At 35.6% G+C, this 19,698-nt stretch carries 19 protein-coding genes, 1 tRNA gene and 1 pseudogene; 16 read left to right on the top strand and 5 right to left on the bottom strand.

What is annotated here, in order from left to right:
• Window positions 1-131 precede the first annotated feature (131 nt).
• Window positions 132-755, top strand: coding sequence for an MOSC domain-containing protein (locus QNH10_RS14570; RefSeq protein ID WP_347177891.1), 624 nt, complete (start codon window positions 132-134; stop codon window positions 753-755).
• A 33-nt stretch (window positions 756-788) separates the two neighbouring features.
• On the opposite strand, the gene QNH10_RS14565 is transcribed toward QNH10_RS14570, so the two are convergent.
• Entirely contained in the window at window positions 789-962 is a 174-nt protein-coding gene (locus tag QNH10_RS14565) for a hypothetical protein (protein ID WP_283732110.1), read from the bottom strand.
• A gap of 23 nt (window positions 963-985) precedes the next feature.
• Complete coding sequence (locus tag QNH10_RS14560) at window positions 986-1,837, bottom strand: MBL fold metallo-hydrolase (RefSeq protein WP_381427516.1); 852 nt, start codon at window positions 1,835-1,837, stop codon at window positions 986-988.
• A 132-nt stretch (window positions 1,838-1,969) separates the two neighbouring features.
• Here QNH10_RS14560 and QNH10_RS14555 point away from each other — a divergent pair.
• Window positions 1,970-2,042, top strand: a tRNA-Arg gene (locus QNH10_RS14555).
• Window positions 2,043-2,463: 421 nt separating this feature from the next.
• On the opposite strand, the gene QNH10_RS14550 is transcribed toward QNH10_RS14555, so the two are convergent.
• Together QNH10_RS14550 and QNH10_RS14545 are read right to left on the bottom strand one after the other, a co-directional pair.
• Entirely contained in the window at window positions 2,464-3,330 is an 867-nt protein-coding gene (locus QNH10_RS14550; RefSeq protein WP_283732108.1) for a LysR family transcriptional regulator, read from the bottom strand.
• Window positions 3,331-3,439: 109 nt separating this feature from the next.
• Window positions 3,440-3,526 (bottom strand): hypothetical protein, encoded by an 87-nt coding sequence (locus QNH10_RS14545; protein WP_283734654.1) that lies wholly within the window; start codon window positions 3,524-3,526, stop codon window positions 3,440-3,442.
• Window positions 3,527-3,605: 79 nt separating this feature from the next.
• Between QNH10_RS14545 and QNH10_RS14540 the strand changes: the two genes are divergently transcribed.
• The 8 genes from QNH10_RS14540 to QNH10_RS14505 all read left to right on the top strand — a co-directional run bounded on the left by QNH10_RS14540 (window position 3,606) and on the right by QNH10_RS14505 (window position 14,864).
• Window positions 3,606-4,919 carry a GntP family permease gene (locus QNH10_RS14540; protein ID WP_283732107.1) on the top strand — a complete coding sequence of 438 codons (1,314 nt, stop codon included), beginning with the start codon at window positions 3,606-3,608 and terminating at the stop codon, window positions 4,917-4,919.
• A 72-nt stretch (window positions 4,920-4,991) separates the two neighbouring features.
• Window positions 4,992-5,747 carry a 3-hydroxybutyrate dehydrogenase gene (locus tag QNH10_RS14535; RefSeq protein ID WP_283732106.1) on the top strand — a complete coding sequence of 252 codons (756 nt, stop codon included), beginning with the start codon at window positions 4,992-4,994 and terminating at the stop codon, window positions 5,745-5,747.
• Window positions 5,748-6,134: 387 nt separating this feature from the next.
• Window positions 6,135-8,126 carry a LuxR C-terminal-related transcriptional regulator gene (locus tag QNH10_RS14530; protein ID WP_283732105.1) on the top strand — a complete coding sequence of 664 codons (1,992 nt, stop codon included), beginning with the start codon at window positions 6,135-6,137 and terminating at the stop codon, window positions 8,124-8,126.
• A 283-nt stretch (window positions 8,127-8,409) separates the two neighbouring features.
• On the top strand, window positions 8,410-9,255 hold the full coding sequence (locus QNH10_RS14525) for a putative bifunctional diguanylate cyclase/phosphodiesterase (protein ID WP_283732104.1): 846 nt from the start codon (window positions 8,410-8,412) through the stop codon (window positions 9,253-9,255).
• Between the two features lie 24 nt (window positions 9,256-9,279).
• Complete coding sequence (locus tag QNH10_RS14520) at window positions 9,280-11,313, top strand: FapA family protein (RefSeq protein ID WP_283732103.1); 2,034 nt, start codon at window positions 9,280-9,282, stop codon at window positions 11,311-11,313.
• Between the two features lie 99 nt (window positions 11,314-11,412).
• Window positions 11,413-13,419 (top strand): PAS domain S-box protein, encoded by a 2,007-nt coding sequence (locus QNH10_RS14515; RefSeq protein WP_283732102.1) that lies wholly within the window; start codon window positions 11,413-11,415, stop codon window positions 13,417-13,419.
• Between the two features lie 164 nt (window positions 13,420-13,583).
• Window positions 13,584-14,159 (top strand): histidine phosphatase family protein, encoded by a 576-nt coding sequence (locus QNH10_RS14510; protein WP_283732101.1) that lies wholly within the window; start codon window positions 13,584-13,586, stop codon window positions 14,157-14,159.
• Between the two features lie 216 nt (window positions 14,160-14,375).
• Window positions 14,376-14,864, top strand: coding sequence for a CcdC protein domain-containing protein (locus tag QNH10_RS14505; protein WP_283732100.1), 489 nt, complete (start codon window positions 14,376-14,378; stop codon window positions 14,862-14,864).
• Between the two features lie 175 nt (window positions 14,865-15,039).
• Here QNH10_RS14505 and QNH10_RS14500 read toward each other — a convergent pair whose 3' ends face one another.
• A complete protein-coding gene (locus QNH10_RS14500; RefSeq protein WP_283732099.1) occupies window positions 15,040-15,468 on the bottom strand; it encodes a hypothetical protein in 429 nt (142 codons plus the stop codon).
• A 171-nt stretch (window positions 15,469-15,639) separates the two neighbouring features.
• On the opposite strand from QNH10_RS14500, the gene QNH10_RS14495 reads away from it, so the two are divergent.
• From QNH10_RS14495 to QNH10_RS14470, 6 genes and pseudogenes are all read left to right on the top strand, one after another.
• Window positions 15,640-16,107, top strand: coding sequence for a hypothetical protein (locus QNH10_RS14495; protein ID WP_283732098.1), 468 nt, complete (start codon window positions 15,640-15,642; stop codon window positions 16,105-16,107).
• 131 nt (window positions 16,108-16,238) lie between these two features.
• Window positions 16,239-16,771 (top strand): annotated as a pseudogene (locus tag QNH10_RS14490) (ATP-binding protein).
• A gap of 173 nt (window positions 16,772-16,944) precedes the next feature.
• Window positions 16,945-17,436 carry a hypothetical protein gene (locus QNH10_RS14485; protein ID WP_283732097.1) on the top strand — a complete coding sequence of 164 codons (492 nt, stop codon included), beginning with the start codon at window positions 16,945-16,947 and terminating at the stop codon, window positions 17,434-17,436.
• 161 nt (window positions 17,437-17,597) lie between these two features.
• Complete coding sequence (locus QNH10_RS14480) at window positions 17,598-17,843, top strand: hypothetical protein (protein ID WP_283732060.1); 246 nt, start codon at window positions 17,598-17,600, stop codon at window positions 17,841-17,843.
• Window positions 17,843-18,292, top strand: coding sequence for a GNAT family N-acetyltransferase (locus QNH10_RS14475; RefSeq protein WP_283732096.1), 450 nt, complete (start codon window positions 17,843-17,845; stop codon window positions 18,290-18,292). Before QNH10_RS14480 ends, QNH10_RS14475 begins: the two co-directional genes overlap by 1 nt.
• Window positions 18,293-19,069: 777 nt before the next feature.
• The gene (locus tag QNH10_RS14470; protein ID WP_283732095.1) at window positions 19,070-19,591 is read left to right on the top strand and encodes a hypothetical protein; all 522 of its coding nucleotides are present in this window, start codon (window positions 19,070-19,072) and stop codon (window positions 19,589-19,591) included.
• The last annotated feature ends 107 nt before the right edge of the window (window positions 19,592-19,698 follow it).

The raw sequence follows: 19,698 nt of genomic DNA, 5'->3' as shown, positions 1-19,698 counted from the left end.
GTTTTCTTATTATCTTCGCAAGGCATTATGGAGAGAAAGAGGGATTTTTTGGAGAAGATCATTAAAGAAATATTCGTTGGAAAGCCACAAACAGTCGGCGATAAAAATGCCGCAAATTATATGGATAAAGAATGGAAAGTGCTATTTTTAAAAAACCTGTAACCGGGCGCGTTTGGGTTGGAAAAAATGGTTTGGATGGTGACGGCCAAGCAGACACAAAGAATCATGGTGGTCCAGAAAAAGCTATATTCGCTTATCCGAGTGAACATTATGGATATTTTCATGATGAATTTGACTTGACTGCAATGAAAGCAGGGGGAATGGGTGAGAACCTAACACTCGCGAACATGTTGGAAGACGAAGTTTGCATTGGCGATATTTATGAGATAGGTGAAGTCGTTATTCAAGTTTCGCAACCAAGACAACCTTGCTGGAAACCTGCGCGTAGATTTAGAAGAAAGGATCTTTCGTTACTTATTCAAGATTCGGGGAAGACCGGTTGGTATTTCCGCGTTCTTAAAGAAGGATACATCTCCGATGGGCAGAAGCCGAAATTAGTGGATCGACCGGCTCCTGAATGGACAATTGAAAATTGTAATCATGTGATGCATGTTGATAGGGAAAACAAAGAAAAAGCGGCAGCGCTTGCGGCTTGTGAATGGCTGGCAATCAGCTGGAAAAATACTTTGAATAAACGTGTCGGGGTAGGCGTGCAATCCAGTACAGATAAACGATTATATGGAGATGACGACTGAAAGGGCATCCAGCGAAATTCGCTGGACGCCCTTTCATAATGTCGGTTTATCTTTCTCGTTTTGTTTCTGCATTGTTTTCTTATAGACATTTAATACTGCATTCCTATATTCTCCAAGGGATGCAAATTCATGGGCGACTTCTTCGTACATTTCATTTCTTTTTGCGATTTGATTTCGTTTCGTAATTTCCTTTTCAACATGGTCCATATCATTTACCACCCTAACTTTCATTAATGTAGCTGATCATCTACAAATTTCCCGTATTCCGGTACTGCGATGGAATTAAAGTCGGAGACTAATTTTTCTAATCCATCCGCCAACCAATGTCCTTCTCCAGGCACACCATGCCCAGTAACTGCTATTTTGGGATTTAGTGCTTTTAATATATTTACGGATTGCTCTGAAGTTTCCCAGTCGGGGGTTAAGTATCGCGGGGGTCCGTTTACTTCCTTTTCCTGAGTGAATACTTTGTATAGCTCGTCTTGTTTTACCGTCACAAATGCATCACCAACAATCATTGCATGGTCTTCATTTCTGAACATCGAAATATGTCCTTCCGAGTGACCCGGTGTATGAATCCATTTCCAATCCGGCATAAACGGAATCGTATGATCATCCGATAGCGCATGCGCTTTTGTCCCGATGTCAATAGCTTCATTCGGGAACATGAACGACATTTTAGCTACCATTCCTCCCTCTACTGATGTGTCAGGTTTCGGATAGTTTTTTTGTCCAGTTATATATGGAAGTTCCAGTGAATGTGCATATACAGGGACATCCCAAACTTCCAATAGATCAATCAATGCACCGATATGGTCAAAATGGGCATGCGTTAAGATAATTGCCTTTGGTGGGTTGCCTTCTCCAAACCGTTTTTCTGCTTCCTTTTTAATCATCGAAGCAGATTTTGGCATTCCCGCATCAATGAGGACCCAATCATTTCCTTTGCCAGCTATACCGTAAAATACGACATTGACGATTTGAACCGTAAAGCAATATATATCAGGTGCCATTTCAAGTCCAATGCCGTTTGTAACGGATGTAAACGGTTGAAATCTTTCCGTTGATGAACTTCTTTCCATTTCCATTTTTGAATTCCTCCTGAGTGCATTCGCACTTAATATGGTTCTTTTACCTGGTATCCATACCTGTTTCAAACATTTATATTGCCCTTTAAGGCCGATTTCTTTATAATAGAAAGGTACTTTATTTTTGTCTCAGTAGCTCAGGGGATAGAGCGGCAGCCTCCTAAGCTGTAGGTCGCAGGTTCGATTCCTGCCTGGGACGTAGAAGTTATAGAAGTGACCATAAACGTTGATACCAAAGCGTTTATGGTCATTATTTGTTTTTTGGTTATACTTTTTCCCAATTACCCTTTCATATGGTTTTGTTATTGTCATCGGAGCCACGCTTGCCGCAGCAACAGGAATCATCCGCTACAGGCCTGAACATGTTCATTCTTATTTATTCCGCATTTTTAGGGACCGTAATTTGAATATTGTTGGTCGAATATAATTCTGAATTGCCTCATGGAGAATATATCTTCGTGGGGCATTATTGTTGTTTCAAATTGTTGTTTCAATTGTTTAATTGGCTTTACACATGGTAGACGAATTTGACTGTTCTATAATAGAAATGTATATATATTTAAAGCTTTGTCTTTAAATAGCATGTCTTTATTACTGTGATTTTTGAAACAATTTTTCCTTTAGAAAACTGATCCATTTTTGTGTAGGAAGTGAAACGTAGCTGTCTTTTTCCAGCCGATGCCTATTTCCCAAGTTACTTCAGGGTCAACAAGTGGTAATACATTAATCCCTTTATGTTTGACCATAATTATAGTTAGTGTACTTTGCGGTAGAATAGCAATCCCGAGATTAAATGACACAAGTTCTAAAATGAACTTCCATTGGGAAGTCGTGCAAATTATTTCAGGTTGAAAGCCCAACCTCTTGGCTTCCCACATGATCATTTGGTAAACAGAGAATTCCTCACGGAACATGATGTATTTTTCCTCTTTTAATTCATCCCACTTTATGCTCTCCTTATTTGCAAGTTGATGTCTTTCATGAACTAATAGTCGTAGGTCCCCTTTTAAGAAAGGGATGGTCTCAAATTCTTCGTTCGTGGGCAAACTCACTACAACTAAATCAAGTTCTCCCTGAAACAAGAATTCTTTTAAGTTGGCTGCACTATCTTCAACGAAGGTGATGTTAATTTCAGGATATAGTTGATAAAATTCCGTCATGATTTCCGTTAGGATTTCAGTTCCTACTGATGTAAATACCCCCATTTTTATTTGGCCTTTCACTCCACTTTTTATATCATTTAATTCCTCCTGGAAATGGAGCAAAGATCGGGACAAGTTCTCACTGTACTGATACAGAAGACGTCCAGTGTCAGTCAATTCAATTTTTCTTGTTGAACGGTTGAAAAGTTTTGAACCCAGTTCACTCTCAAGTTCTTTTACTACATTACTGATTGTGGGCTGGGAAACAAAAAGTTGCTTAGCTGCTTTTGAAAAACTGCCATGTTTAACGATTTGAGAAAAATAGTGAAGTTGTCTAAAGTCCATACGATCACCTCATTTATAAATTTGATTGATGAATGTTATTAAATATATCTATTTTTATTATAAAGTTTTTGGGTCTATACTGGGAATGCGCAAATAAATGTTGGTTTTTTTATGGGAATTCCACAAAACCCCAATAGTAGGCTGGTCGCCCTCGGCTTATCATCTGCGCTGACATATATCCATCTGGGTGATACATGATGAACCCAGTACAATCTTTCCCCATCGGATATGATTTTTAACAGCACAAAAATTAGTTAAAAAGGAGAAAACAGCATATGGGTACAATCGGTATACTAATTGCGATTGCTTTAATCGTCATTCTAGCTATGAAAGGTTTTAGCATCGTTTTCATAGCACCACTTGCTGCAATAGTTGTAATTGTTACAAATGGAATGGATTTCTTTCCTTCTTTAATAGGAAATGAAAGTTCATTTATGACAGGTTTATCTGGTTTTTTAATCAGTTTTTTTGGAGTGTTTTTATTAGGGGCAATTTTAGCACAGTATATTGAGAAAAGTGGAGCAGCACAAGCCATTGCACAAAAAGTATTATCCATAACAGGAACGAAAAAACCTTTTTCTGTATTGGTTGCAATCTTAATAATTAGTGCAATTTTAACATTCGGCGGAATTAGTTTGTTTGTCGTCTTGTTTGTTGTTATACCATTAGCGAAACCATTATTTAAAGAGTTGAATATCGCATGGAATTTAGTCGTTATTCCAATATTTATAGGTATTGGAACATTCACTATGACGATGTTGCCAGGCACACCATCCATTCAAAACGTTGTCCCAACGAATTACTTAGGGACGACACTAACGGCAGCACCGTTGATGGGGATTGTCGCATCACTAGTCGCAATCATTGTGGGAATTATGTATATGAGATATGCGATGAAAAAAAGCATTGCAGCTGGTAATACATTTGCCCCTTACGAAGATGCAAAAGAAGAGTCACTTGCTTTAAAAGAAAATATTCCCTCTTTCTTGGTAAGTATCTTACCAATTCTTGTACTAATCATCATTATTTTTGCTGGTAGTGCAATGAAAGTGGATAATATCGTATTAATCGGGCTAGGAGCGGGTATTCTTGCAGCGGCAATCTTGTTTCATCCGTTCATACCTTCACATAAAACAGCACTTAGTCTAGGAGCAAATGGTTCTATTACACCTATTTTCTTTACAGCAGCAGCAGTTGCTTTTGGTGTTGTTATTACAATGGCACCAGGGTTCAAATTAATTTCAGACTTCATTTTGGGGATTCCTGGAAACCCATTAATTAGTTTAACAATTGCTTCAGCCTCACTTGGAGCAATGACAGGGTCATCATCAGGTGGACTAGGTATAGCGATGGAAGCATTTGCACAGTCTTATTTGGATATGGGAGTGAATCCTGATGCGATGCACCGAATTTCGGCAATTGCATCGTCAGTATTGACTGGATTACCACATGCTGGAGCAGTTTTATCATTGTTCGCATTGGCGGGGTTGAATCATAAAAATTCCTTTAAGTATGCATTTATTAGTATGACATTGCCAATCTTTTTCGCACTAATCGTTGCATTAATAATGGGTATTACATTGTATTAACAAATACACTGGGGAGAAAGTTTTGAGTCTCTTCCCAGTGAATAAATAACTTAAAGATGGAGGATATTTATTATGAAAACAAATCGTACAGTATTAATCACAGGTGCTGCGCAAGGTATCGGTTATGCAATCGCAGAAGAATTTATTGCAAATGGTGACTTCGTTGCCATCTTCGACATAAATGAAGAAGCAGCTATCGCAGCAGCAGAAAAATTAGGCAATGCAAAAGGCTACAAAGTAAACGTAGCTGACGAAACTTCAGTTAAAACAGCAATCGATACAGTAATTGCTGAACGTGGATCTGTAGACATAGTTGTAAACAACGCTGGTCTACAGTTCATCTCGCAAACAGAAGATTTTCCAGTAGAAAAGTGGGATTTGTTAAACGATGTTATCTTAAAAGGTACATTCTTAATGACGAAACACTCATTAAAATCAATGCAAGCTCAAAATTTCGGTCGTATTATCAACATCGTATCTGCTCATGGTCGTATTCCTGATGCTTACAAATCAGCTTACTGTGCTGCAAAAGCAGGACAAACTGGTTTTACGAAAGTAGTCGCTTTAGAAAACGCGACAAACGGTATCACTTGTAACGCTATTGAGCCAGGTCCAGTTCGTACTGAACTAATTGAAAAACAAATTCCGATTTTAGCTGAAAAAGACGGTACTACTGAAGAAGAAGCAGTAGCCCATCATATCTTAGGAAAACAATGGATCAAGCGTTTACTTGAACCATCTGAAATCGGTAAAACTGCTGTGTTCTTAGCTTCAGAAGGTGCTGCTGCTATCACAGGTGAATCAATCCCTGTAACTGGTGGTATGTAATTTCATATGCGTTTTCAAAATTGTCTCCTATCGTAGGAGGCAATTTTTTTGTGTATTTTTACAGGTATTGATTTCACACGAGCCATCAAACAATATTTAATTTGTTCTCAAATTCCCGACTTTTTATTTGCGATAAAAATCAAAGTGGATTTAATTGTTCGTTGACGAATACAGGAAAACAGGTCTATATTAGATAAGATACTATTTAAATATAACCAACTATAAAATTGTCAAACTGATATAATTTTTTGTAAACAATAAATTGAGTATTCACGGGAGGGGTACTATGGATATGCAGACACAGTATAAATTGTTTCTGCAAAACCTACAAAATACGTTCGCTGATTTGACTGGTCTAACTATAATGATTGTTGATAAGCATGGGAATTGCAGACGGATATTTCTTGGGAACATGAAGCGGCCAAAGAACGATTTAAAAGATATATTGTTCCAAAGGACCTTGTCAATTTCATTAGAAAGCTTGATAACGTCAAAGACACATTACTCTTGGATGCGGCATCTGGAATAAAAATTATCTTTACACCCGTTAAAACGAAAGAAAATCGGTCAATCTATTTCGTTATTGCCGGATATATCGACAAACCCCAGACGGATGAAATGATTGCTAATACGATTCGTGTAATGCCATGGGAAGAAAATCCGAAGGCATATGAGGAGTTATCGAACAAAATTGATCAAATCAAAACGATGACAGAAGCAATCGCGTCTTTTACAAAAATGCTGGATGAAAACAAGGCACGTAAAGACTTTTCAAATCTTATTTCCACTAATTTAAATTCCATAAATAATGGATCGGCATCGATTCAATCATTGTTAGACACGGGAATGTTTTTCGAAGAAATTGATTTTATGGGATTAGCCATTAAAACAGCGAAACATATGTTTACTATTGATACAGTTATTGGGGACCATAATCCGATGCTATTAGGGTATGAATTTGAAACTGGTGAGGGTTTAATGGGTTACTCTGCCGCGACCAAAGAAAATCTTTTTATAGAGAATATGTCCAGTGATGCAAGAAATCGAGTATTCGCCAAAAATAAAATGCATGTTTTTAGCCTATTCTGTTTTCCTTTATTCGATAAGAATGAAGTGATTGGCCTTCTATTTGGTGGGAGCATACGTGAGGTTATTACGAATAATGATTTTTTATACGATAAATTTACGATTTGCGCATCACTTATGAATAATTATTTACTAAAAACAAGGATGGAAAAGAATAATAAAGATTTACAAGTTGAATCTCAATTATTTGAGGATATTCTGAAGGTCCTACAGTCTGCAAAGGACATAAAAAAGTCTCTGTATCTTTTAATTGATCTTAGTATGAATTTCACAGACTTCGAATTTTCTTCTTTCGTTTATAAAACCAACTCCACTCCCAATCAAATTGAAATCTTGACAAGGGGGATGTCCGAAGAGGAGATCCGCGATTATTGTCATGAACTCGCAAAGAAACTGATGGACACCGACTTCCAGACACAAGCAGATGAATGGAGAATGAAAAAGACATCATGGAACGTTGATGTATTAGAATTTCCTTTTATTTTAGACGATGCTGTTCATGGTATTCTTTCAATTGGTTACAAATCAGCCAATAGTATAGAGAAGTATAATAGAATTTTATGGAATTTAGCACGCGCGTCGCGTATTATCCTTTTTAATAACCTAAATGATAATGGAACAAGCCAAAATAGTACTGAGCTCTTCATGAACTGGGTTGAAGAGATTTTATTACACTTTAGGCCTACACAATATAATCGCGCCCAACAAATTAAAATAACAACCTCCAAATTTTTTATGGAAATTGGTATAGAAGAAACTTCGGCTATCGATAAAATAGCTATACTCTCCGTTTGCGGCCGTGAACTTGTGACTAACGTTTTGAAAGATAAAGAACTGATTGAGCGAATGACGGAGTTCTATAATGTATTGGATAAAAAAAGTTCCGGAAGTCACCTGATTGAAGCAGTTGCCGCTGTTTGGACATACTATACGAATGATAAATCAATTGAATCCGTGAGGGATTTAGAGCTTATTCATTCTGAAATTAAGACAACATTTAGCTCGTTCATTAAACGACAAAAGCAGAGTGATCAAACGATTGAATTGACTGAGGACCTTACTGATGAACCTTCAGCACCTGTCAACCTTGGATTGTCGAAAAGGGAAGAAGAAGTTTTAGGTGAAATGATGAAAGGACTTAGTAATAAGGAAATTGGCGGCACCTTATTCATCAGTGAGCATACAGTGAAGAATCATGTTACAAATATTTTAAGTAAATTAGGAGTTGTCTACCGATCCCAGGCTATAGCAAAAATGTATCAAATGGGATTTGGTGGAATTAAAAATATATGATACCGAAAGTCAGGAGGGATTTATTACCTCTTGACTTTTTTATTAATAAAAAGTAATTATTTTATATTTTATGATGATTGTAGTAATAAATAATTCCCGATAGAATGTTTTGATAATTTGATTTAGTGGTATGAGTAAAGTCTTGATTAGTACTGCGTTCCTATGTCTAATGACCCCTTTAGGAGGATAATAGGAACTATGTGTGATTGTCAAAATTTGTATGATACCTGATAATAATAGTAAGAATAGTATTCTGAAATTAAAAAAGGACAGGTGTGTATAAATGAAAGATAATATTTCTGAAAAAACACACTGGCATTTAGTCGATACAACTAAGAGAAAAACAAAACTATACACTGATCTACCAAAGGCGATTGAGAGGGAAGAATTACGATTGCATTACCAGCCTAAGGTAGACCTCGTAACTAACAAGGTTATTGGAGTAGAAGCCCTTGTGCGGTGGGAACATCCGAAATTGGGTCTTATTTATCCTAATGATATCATTCCTATTGCTGAGGAGCTTGGTGAAATAACTTCGATTGGTAATTGGGTAATTCGTACTGCCTGCCAACAGAATAAGAAATGGCAGGAAAATGGATATACTCCAATAATTATGTCAGTAAATCTCTCGATGCAACAATTTACTAGTGATGAATTAGTTTCTACTGTGAAAGGGGTCTTAAACGATACCCTTCTTTCTGCGCATTATTTAGAACTTGAAATTACGGAAAGTATGACGGCGAACGTTCCTGCTACGATTAGTACACTCAAACGTTTAAAATCACTTGGGTTAAAGATCAGTGTCGATGATTTTGGAACTGGGTATAGTAATTTAGCCCATCTTAAGAATTTTCCCGTGGATGTATTAAAGATTGATCAATCATTCATTAAAGACCTGATTCAAAACCCAATTGACCAGGCTATTGTTAAAACAATTATTCACCTTGCATCTGATCTGAATTTGGAAGTGGTTGCCGAAGGAATTGAGACTTCGGAACATTATCAGTTCCTTAAAGAGCATAAATGCCTGATTGGACAAGGATATTTATTTAGCAAACCGGTGGATAGTCATACATTTATTGAAAAAGTTCACTATATTGAATCTGGAAAGTATAGGAGTTTAGGATAAAAAGTGTTATAGGGGTGTAGAAACATGCATTTTGTAATCACAAAAGGGAATAACATTGATGAAGCTATTCAATCAGGACTCGCTAAACTAAATAGTACTAAAAACAATGTTCATATAGAGGTTATACAACATAGAAAAAATAAATTGTTTATTTCCGAAAAGGCGGTTGTCAGATTGACAATGAAAGAAAAAAAGGGAGATTCAAACAATCCCGATTTTTTAAATGACCTTTTAAGTTTACAGGAGTTTCCACCTAAATTTAACGAAAAACCCGTTGATACAAAGGAAGGAAAAGCTTGGATTAAAGACGGTAAAATATACTGTAAACCGGTTGAAGGAAAACAGACTAAACTTACAATCCCACAAAATTTCACATTGCTTATTAATGGAAAAAAAGCAACAAATAGAACAGTTGTATTATCTGATGATGATGATTACGTGCTTGAGTCTGAAATCATAGTCCGAGAGACACAGTGGAAAGCTTCATTGTCCACCGATATGTTGGAAGCAAGGATAACTGTGAAACCGGGATATCGATTGACATATAAAGTTATAGATTCAGAACCTGCTCAGCATCTTGTTCCTATGGTTGTTGAAACTAAAGAAATTCAAAACACATTGGAAATCTCGGATATTATTCAGGAAATGGAATTGTTAGGTGTCAATATAGGATTAAACCACGATGAAATGGAAAAAGCGACACAAACAACCGAATCCCAACCTAAAATATTTGTGATTGCAAATGGAAGCCCGGCAAAGAACGGTGAAAATGGATGGCTAAAAACTCTCGTCAAAACTAAAATCGAAAAGGTTCTTAAAGTGAATGAGGATGGCCGTGTCAATTTTAGGGAAATAAAATCGATTCCAGTCGTAGAAATAGATGATGTCCTTGCGATCATCCACCCACCTACAAATGGAGAGGAAGGCTTTACAGTTCGAAATGAGCCAATCCCATGTGATAAAACTTTCCCAATAGTAACTCATTTAGGTAATGGGGTTGCCATAGAAGGGGATAAAATTATTGCAACGAAATGTGGAAGACCGTTAATAGAACAAACAGGGCAACTCGTTAGGGCTGCAATCATTCGGAAGTTAACCCATCAAGGAAACGTGGATTTGTCATCGGGCAATATAAGATTTAAAGGCGATGTGGAAGTGGTTGGTGAAGTAACAGACAATATGGTAGTCGAGGCTTTTGGTGATATTCTAATTCATAAAGCAATTAATAATGCAATCATCACAACGACCGGTAGTGTGATTACGAATAGCAACTGTAACTCTTCTACAATAACTGCTGCAGAAAATGATTTTTTTGAAGAAGACATTATTAACCAGGTCACTAACATCATTTCAACAACCGAACAAATAAAAGCGCTGCTTTCTATTGTCATGAACTCATCGGAATTTAAAAATAATCTCCACGGAAATAATATACAAGCCATTACGCATTCAATAATCCAAAGTAAGTTTGAGTACTTTCCTAACCAAATTTTAGAACTTAGTGCTTTGATCACGGACAGAGAAGATACCTTATTGAATGGTGAATGGTTAAAGATTTGCCTTTCGTTAGAACGTTGTTTTCTATCGTTAATCGTCGTTCCAGATTATCTTGAAACTCTCGAGGAATTGCTTAGTGACATGAAACAGAGCATTGAGGAAAGTATGAAGTCTATTTCCGAAGAGTCGTTTATTAAAATCCCGAAAGCGATGAATTGTAATATTTTCTGCAATGGTGATGTTTTTGTGACGGACCATGGCTGTATCAATACAAATATACAGTCCGGTGGACATGTACAGATAAATAACAAATTCAGAGGCGGTAAAATAGTGGCCGAGAAGGGTATTTCGGTCGGGGTGGCTGGATCACTTAATTCGTCATTAACTCTCCTTTCAGTATCTGAAGATCAAACCATCCGAATTAGAAGAGCGATGGAAGGTGTTGTATTGAAAATTGGTAAGTTCTCCTATCAATTTACAGAAACTGCTTTTAATGTGAAGGCATTTATGGATAAAAATGGCGAGTTAGTTGTTGAGTTCCAAAAAGGATTATTTAAATAGAATAGTTTTGTTAACAGAGCTGAAAACCCACTGGTTTTTAGCTTTTTAATACGGGTAAAAAGTATAGTTATAGAAAGCGATATAGGGAGAGGGATGGTAGTGGAAAATAGTTTGAAAAACGTTCCAAGCAATGTATATACGTCATTGATCGTTAATAACCAGGATCCTATTTTTATTTTAGATCACTTTGGAAATATAGTTTCAGCGAACTGGGCTATTATGAATGTGTTTGGCTACTCAACTTCAGAAATGAAAGGGAGAAACTATAGGGAAATCTTGCCGTCTATAGTAGAGTTAGAAAAGGATTGTAACGTGTTGGACGGTGCGTATTGCTCTTTTAAAATAGCCACCTGTGATAAATCGGGGCGCACGATTCATCTTGAAGTTAAGACGATTCCTATTGAAGAACATGGAAAATTAGTCAATGTGTTAATGATTACAAAAGATGTGACTGAACTTGTAGAAACAAAAGCTACTCTGCAAGAAACTTCAGAAAAACTACGAACGCTCTATTCTTCGATAGTCGATGCGATTGATGTGGTTGACCTAAATGGGAATATTATACAGGTCAATAAGGCATTCGAAGAGATGTTTGGCTGGAAGGCTGAAGAAGTTATAGGCAAACCGATGAGTGATTTTCTTGTAGAACGGCATGACATGATCCTGCATGAACAGGAAAGGTTATCGAATGATCATTTTATTAAAGGAATGGAACTAAATTGTTCAAAGAAGGATGGTACTTTAATTCCGGTCAGTATAACAATTTCATCTCTTTACGATGAAGAGGGCAATTTAGTAGGGTATTCTGGAATATCGCAGGATATTTCCGAGCGAGAGAGGATGGAAAAGAATCTCATTGAAAGTAAGAATAAATATAAGGAATTGCTAAATGCTTCTCCTGAACCGAGTTTTGTTTTAAGCGAAGGGATTATTCGCTATATTAATAAAGCTGCTGTAAAGACGTTTGGATATCATGAACCAACTGAGCTTCTTGGAATGCATGTATTGAATTTAATTCCTTTTGATTCTATGAAATTCATCGCGGATATGATTCAACGATCTGAATTGAAATTGCCGATTCCTGAACAAACCGTCGAACAGAAAATGTTGGGTAAAGATGGATCATCATTCATAACAGAATCGATTTTTTTAGGGATTGAATATGAAAATAAGCCGGCGGTACATGTGATTTTCAGGGATATTACGGAGAAAAAAGTTATCGAAGAAGCGTTAAGAAATAGCGAAGAGAAGTACCGTTTAATCACTGAACATATGACCGATTTGGTAACTGTTGTAAATGAAGAGGGAATAATCACCTATGCATCACATTCAACATATCCCGCTTTGGGATTTTCGCCAGAAGATTATTTAGGGAAACCAGTTTCATATAAAATTCATCCAGAAGACTATCCAATTGTTCAAAAGCAGGCAAGGGAATTATTCATCTCGAAACAGAATTGCGATTTGGAGTTTCGATATAGACATCGAACAAAGGAATGGATTTGGGTAGAATCAAAAGGCACATACTATGAAGAAAAAGGAAAAGGTTATCTTTTAATTGTCTCACGTGAAATTGAAGAAAGACGAAGTTTACGTGAAAAGTTGAAATCGATGGCTTTTCATGACGAGTTGACCGGATTGTCCAATCGTAGATTATTTCATGAGAAAATGAGCGAGGTATTGGAAGAGGCTAAACTGAACAATTCAAAATGTGCCTTATTATATATGGATATCGATAAGTTTAAATGGGTGAATGACCATCTTGGCCATTCCATTGGTGATGTGCTTCTGAAACAGTTTGCAAATAGGGTCAGCGGGGTTCTTCGAAAGGACGACATATTTGCCCGCCAAGGCGGGGATGAATTTCTTGTCCTTCTGCCTCATATTGAAAGCGATAAAAATGCAATCGCTACAGCTGAGCGAATAGTAACTTCTTTAAGGGAAAACTGGGAAATTGGCGAACATGAATTCAATACGACATCCAGTATCGGGATTGCTGTATTTCCGAAAGATGGAGATAGCATGGATGAATTATTAGCGAATGCAGATTCGGCTTTGTATGAGGCGAAAGAAAATGGCCGGAATAATTATAGGGTGTATTCATAAATAATAAGGGGTTCTGGGACACAATTCACATTTGAATGGGTGTCCTTTTTTGTTGTATCTCAATTTGACTATGAAATTTCGAAATAGATAGATATGTGTTAATATAAAATTAAAACATCATAGAATTATAAGGGTAGAAAGAAAACTATATAGGTGGTGATGGAATGGATTTGATAATGATTCGACACGGGCAAGGGGAGCATACATTGGATTTGCCCAGGAGCCTACAGCATAATGATCCGTCTTTAACTGCTTTAGGTATTGAACAAGCAAGAAAATTAAAAGCCCAATTTCCTTTAGTTGAAGATGATGTCATTTTCATTAGCCCAGTAAGTAGAACTTTGGAAACAGCAGCCATCTTTAGTGAAAATGTAAATTGTCGTAAGATTGTAAGCCCATTAATATCTCCACGAATGTTTCCGATTCTCCCTAACAAAAAGACATTACCCTGTGATAAAATCCTCACCTTAAAAAAAATCAAAAAAGACTATCCAACCTTTGAATTGGATATGGAATCTTCGGCGGAATTGTGGAACGATGGTATAAATACCATGCTTGATCAAGTATTTGAAGAATTAGCACGGATTTTTATATTGAAATGTAGACATCTAAATAAAGAAAGGGTCTACGTCATTTCCCACGATGGTACGATTACTTCATATCGTCAATTAATTACCGGGCAAGTCCTATCACGAGAAGATTTCCCAAGCGAAACAGGTTGGTTTCAACTTAGCTGTTAATGTTTAACTAAAGAGGCAGTTTAGTTGAACATGATAAACAACTACAAACCCTGTTCATTGAATATTTAAATATGCGATCAAAAATCAAATCGAAGGAAAATTTAGCTGATGGTTGTGTGAAAGTAAAACTTCCTTTAAGTTCTATTAATTTCTATAAATTTGCCATTTATTCGAAATTGTCAATTTAGATGTTCGATTACAATTGAAGTATAAGAGATGGAGTGGACAATAAACATGCAATATGGAATGTACGCAATTTTACTTGTTATTTTTGGATTGATACTTTGGAGGCGAACAAGAGCTATGGTACGCCCAATTAAAGGTTCTGGCTTGCGAATTTTGCTGCCGCTGCTCTATATGTCACCTGCCTTTTCTGTGGTGATACAACCATCTGTTCACATGACTTCAATAGAAATTGTCGTTTCAGTGATATTTGGCACTATTTTATCTCTTCCATTGATTTATACAACTGGTTACGAGATTCGAGAGGATGGAAAAATATATGCGAAAAAGAGCATTGGTTTTGTGTTTGCTTTAATTTCAGTATTTGTTATCCGACGATTAGCTGATTACTTATTTCCAGGCATTGATGCTTTGACTTTAAATGCTTTATCTATTATTTCTCTGTTTGTGTATGTTGGGTTATGGAGAATCATAAGTTTTATGAAATTCAAAAAGGTATATAACTCACATGTAGCCATGTAAGTCTTCGGAGTAATAATTTCATTATTAATTACCACTTTTGCTGAATGTTGGTTAGATATCTAACGGGTGGCTTGAGGGCTCTATTTTCTTCTTGAACTAACGAGGCAGGTTAGTTCAATAATATAGTATGTGGGGTTATTTTTGTTCATTAAATTGAAATTAAACAACTATAAAACTACTCTTTCTTGACTGTATATCGAACTTGTTTAAAGATTACTATATCTCCACTTTCAGTATCATCTATAGTTTGCATAAGTTGAACTTTTGGCTTGTAGTCCGTCCTATGAGCATCTTTGATACCCATAATGTCAAGTTTGTAGGTTTCATCATTTTTTATTTTTTGTTCAAATACTTTTTTATTGGCAACAAAAATAAAGGTCACTTTATTTTCATCAATTCCCTCAGTGATAAATTCTAATTGATTATCTTTTGTTGTAATCGTCGGTGTTAATAATTCAATACTTCCGTTACCAGTTTCTTGTTTAGTAGCAATTTCATAAGCAACTCTATCACTTGAATCTAAAGAATTTTCTATTATACCTGAACATCCGTATAATGTGATACCAGCAAATAGAATAAAACTTAATCCAATCACCTTTTTCAAAAATACTCCTCCTTTTAGGAAGACTATAACATATTAATATAACAGTACAAAGAGATGGTTTGCAGTTCGTAACAGTTTACTTCAGATATTGAACTAGGCAGTTAATGAATACATATATAAATTGAAACTATTAACTTAACATGTATAAGCTAGTTAAAGGGAGGAAGGAACTTGAATAAGAAAAATATAATATTATTGGTTTTGTTATTATTTGGTCTTTCTGCCTGTTCAGTACCAGAAACCGTATCCTTAGAAAATCGGTTTAAAGAAATAATGGTTGAGCATAATAATGACTTTGATTCAGTTTGGCATTTTGAAGTTAAGGAAGATGTGGTAATTGTTTTTTACGAAAAAGATCAAAGTTTAAATATAGGCTTTATAAGAGATAAACAAGGTGATTGGGAATGGATAACTGGTACAGGTTCTATTGATCTTAAAGATGGCGGTTACATAGCAACAGCAGAAATGGGGCTTCCATTTTATATTACCGCTGTTGTTAATAATAATGATGATATTAAAGGGATATCAGTTCGTGGGGAATATGCAAAACTGGTACAAATTAGTCCACAGGATAAATTTTGGTTCGCTTTTACCAATAAACCAGCCAGTGGTATAGATATAGAAGAAATTAAATCATGAATTTTATAGTGTCTTTCATAAAGGTAATTACATTAACGGAGCAGGTTAGTTGAAGAAGGGAATTTTACTAAAGATGAGTTTTGTCTGTATAATCAAAATAATAGAAATGGATATTTTGGGAGGGGATTCCAATTAAAAATATACATATATTTGGTGCTGCCGGCTCAGGAACTTCGACACTCGGCACTGTGTTATCAGAGGAACTTTCTTATACTCATCTTGATACAGACGACTATTTTTGGATAACTAAGTTTACAGAACAAAGACCTTTACCTAAAAGAAGAGAAAAGCTAAAACATGATTTATCAATAAATCAAAACTGTGTTCTTTCGGGGGCAATATGTGGTTGGGGTGATGAATTTAAAAGCTATTTTGACTTCGTTATATTTTTGTGGATTCCCCAAAATGTAAGACTTGAGAGATTGCAACAAGGGAATTTCAAAGGTATGGGAATGAAATATTAGCTGGTGGTAGTAAACAAGACCAATCAAAGGCTTTTTTGGAGTGGGCTTCTTTATATGATGAAGCAGGAATGGAAGTTAGAAGTAAAATGTTACACGAACATTGGATGTCGGACTTGGTTTGCCCAATATTGAGAATAGAAGGAGACTATACGGTAAGAGAACGAGTGAATTTAGTTCACAATTATTTAAGTTCCAACTAAAAAAGTTATTAAACTAACGGGTGCATTCGTTTAACAAGTTAAGTCAACTTTTGGTTGGCTTTTTTTGTTGCACATTCGGACTACTATGTGTTTTTCATAACTCCATAAAAAAGTATGTATCATACATGAAGAGAATACTAATGATGTAAGACATTAGTATTTGGGGGGATAGCATGAAGGAAAAAAAGTGGACTATAAAGAAGGGGAGCGAAGGAAACGGCAAATTCGTATTAGGGAAGATTCCGGAGCGACTTCCACAAACAACATTTTTATCTCTTACGAGAGGGGAAGGACTGAATTTATTTCAGCTTTTTGTCAATCAAGTGTTAACATTGATGATCATGAATCAAATGAAGAAATCATCAGGGCTCATTTACGCAGAATTAAGCGGGGAACTGAAAAGGGGCAGAGGAAATGGGCAAACCATGACTGTTTGGGATGGAAAAGTGATGTCCCAATTCCGAAATAAGAGCGCACATGGATTTGCAATGAAATTCTTTGCATGGGTAGTCCACAGAAGAAATACAAAAACGTATTATCTAACATTTTCTGCAAATGGCAAAATACCATCCGCGACCGAGGCTACTAATATATTGAGAGAATGTGGAAAATTTTATGATGGGGGAAGGTTGGTAAGAAAAGCGACTCCCCCAAAAAAGGAATAATTATTAATTCATGAGTTGCTTAGGCAACTCTTTTTTCTTGTTGAACTAACGAAGCAGTTTAGTTGAAGAAGGAAACTGTTGAAAAAGGTGAAAAATGAAGGCAATATCTATTATGTGGGTATTAAATAAATTGAAGTAAAAGTATAAGGGGGAAATACTAGATGGGAGAATTACAATTCATACAAGATTATAGAGATAGTGAGCAACATAGAGAGAGCTTTTTCCAACTTGCTAACAGTGTTTTTGGTTTGAAATTTAAAAGGTGGTACCATCATGGGTTTTGGGGAAATGGATACATACCCTTTTCATATGTGGTTGATGACAAGGTTGTAGCAAATGTTTCAATTAATATTATTGACTTAATTATTGAAGGGGAGCAAAACGTGCGTTACAAGTTGGAACAGTGATGACCCATCCTGATTATCGAAACAGGGGGCTTTCTAAAAGTCTAATGAATAAGGTTTTAGAGGAATATGAACATACGTACGATTTCATGTATCTTTTTGCAAATGACAGTGTGTTAGATTTTTATCCGAAGTTTGGCTTTGAAATAGTGGATGAATATCAATTTTCTATTAATTTTTCGTCGAATCAAAAATCAAAAAACAAACCTCGTAAGCTGAACATAACAAATGTAGATGACATTAATTTTATTTTTGAATTTGCAAAAGAGAGAGTACCTGTTTCTGATCGGTTTTCAACTGGAAATTCCCAAGGAATATTAATGTATTATTGTCTAAACGTTTTTTGTAATGATATTTATTACCTTGGATCCGAAGATGTAATTATAATATTTAAAGAAGAAGAAAACCAAATTGATATTTTTGATATTATCAGTAAGCAAAAAAAATATTAATAATATTCTAATAGAGATTTTAGGGGAGGGAAGCAAAAAGATAGTTTTTCACTACACCCCAGATTATAAAGGCTTAATATTTGAAAGTAATCTTATAAAAGGTGATGGAACATTATTTGTAAAAACTAGTGGTAACAATTATTTTCCAAAATACGTAAAGCATCCTATTACTTCGGAAGCGTAACTCTTCTTCAACTAACGGGTGCTTTACTTGAAGAGTGTTGTGATCTTGTTTTCAATAATTTGGTCCGAGATTGAGTAAAGACGTTGATAAGAGGTGAACAGAATGGACCTGTGGGTCTTGGTTAAAGAACGTTATATGCTTCTTTCGATTTTTACGTTAATTATACTTGCGAGTCTAATTTTAATGTTTGCTACTTGGAAAAATCGTTCGAACATACCCAAAAGTTTAGTTGGAGTAATTATTGTTTTATGTACACTCATACTTGGTTTGTCTTTAGTAGCATTAATTTTCGTAATTTCTTTTGGATATAATTCGTGAGACGCTTCTTATCAAGCTAACGGGTGCTTTACTTGAAGATCATTGGGCTGCTTAAACGACACTTTTTTCTTGTTCAACTAAAGAAGCAGTTTAGTTAATGTAGAAGGTTTTTTTGCGAATGTGTTGAATAAGTTAATATATGTAAATTATTGTGCGGAAGGAGTGCGTTTCTAATAAATTAGAATGGCACTTTTTTTCTTGAACTAATGGGGGCAGTTTGCTTCAAGTGTGTTGTTTATAATAAATGATTCTAAAGAGAGCATTGGGGGGAGTTCATGAGGTTTTTATATTTGTTGTTAATTTTATTATTGTTCGTATTGGCAGGATGTTCTTCTGCTTCACTTTCGGACGCAATTGATAAAGATGGAAGAATCAATGTTGAAATCTTGTTTCAAGATGATATAGATAAAGTTGTTCTTTTCTTGAATGAGGATTATTCGGGCCAACCAATGTTAAGCCTAAATACTTTTACTAAGGAAGATTCAAGGTATATATACAATGCAGGAGGGGAATTTGCTCAAAACGTTAATATAACAAATCAATTTAAAATTATTAAATTAACCCCTGTTGGACACAGTTCGATTATAGCTTTATGGGGAGGAGTGTTTAACTACCCCAATGCAACAACGGTTAGCTATGTATTGAAAGATGATGAGGATAATGAAATATACAGATCAAAAGTTAAAATAACAGACAATATTGTATATGAGAAATTACCAGATGGTATTTATGAACAAGCGAAAAGCTTTCACTATAAGATTCTTGATGGAAAAAATAATGTAATAGTTGAATGGTGACACTACTCTATCTGGTGCTTTTCTGAAAGATCATTGATCTGCTTAGAGTCATCTTTTTTCTTGTTCAACTAACGAGGCAGTTTAGTTGAATAAAGTCAATAACCTGT

This window comes from Sporosarcina thermotolerans, assembly GCF_030067815.1.
In the GTDB taxonomy this organism is placed as follows: Bacteria; Bacillota; Bacilli; order Bacillales_A; family Planococcaceae; genus Sporosarcina; species Sporosarcina thermotolerans.
Note: the sequence above shows the minus strand (reverse complement) of the source record. Positions and strands in the feature narration are given on the sequence as shown.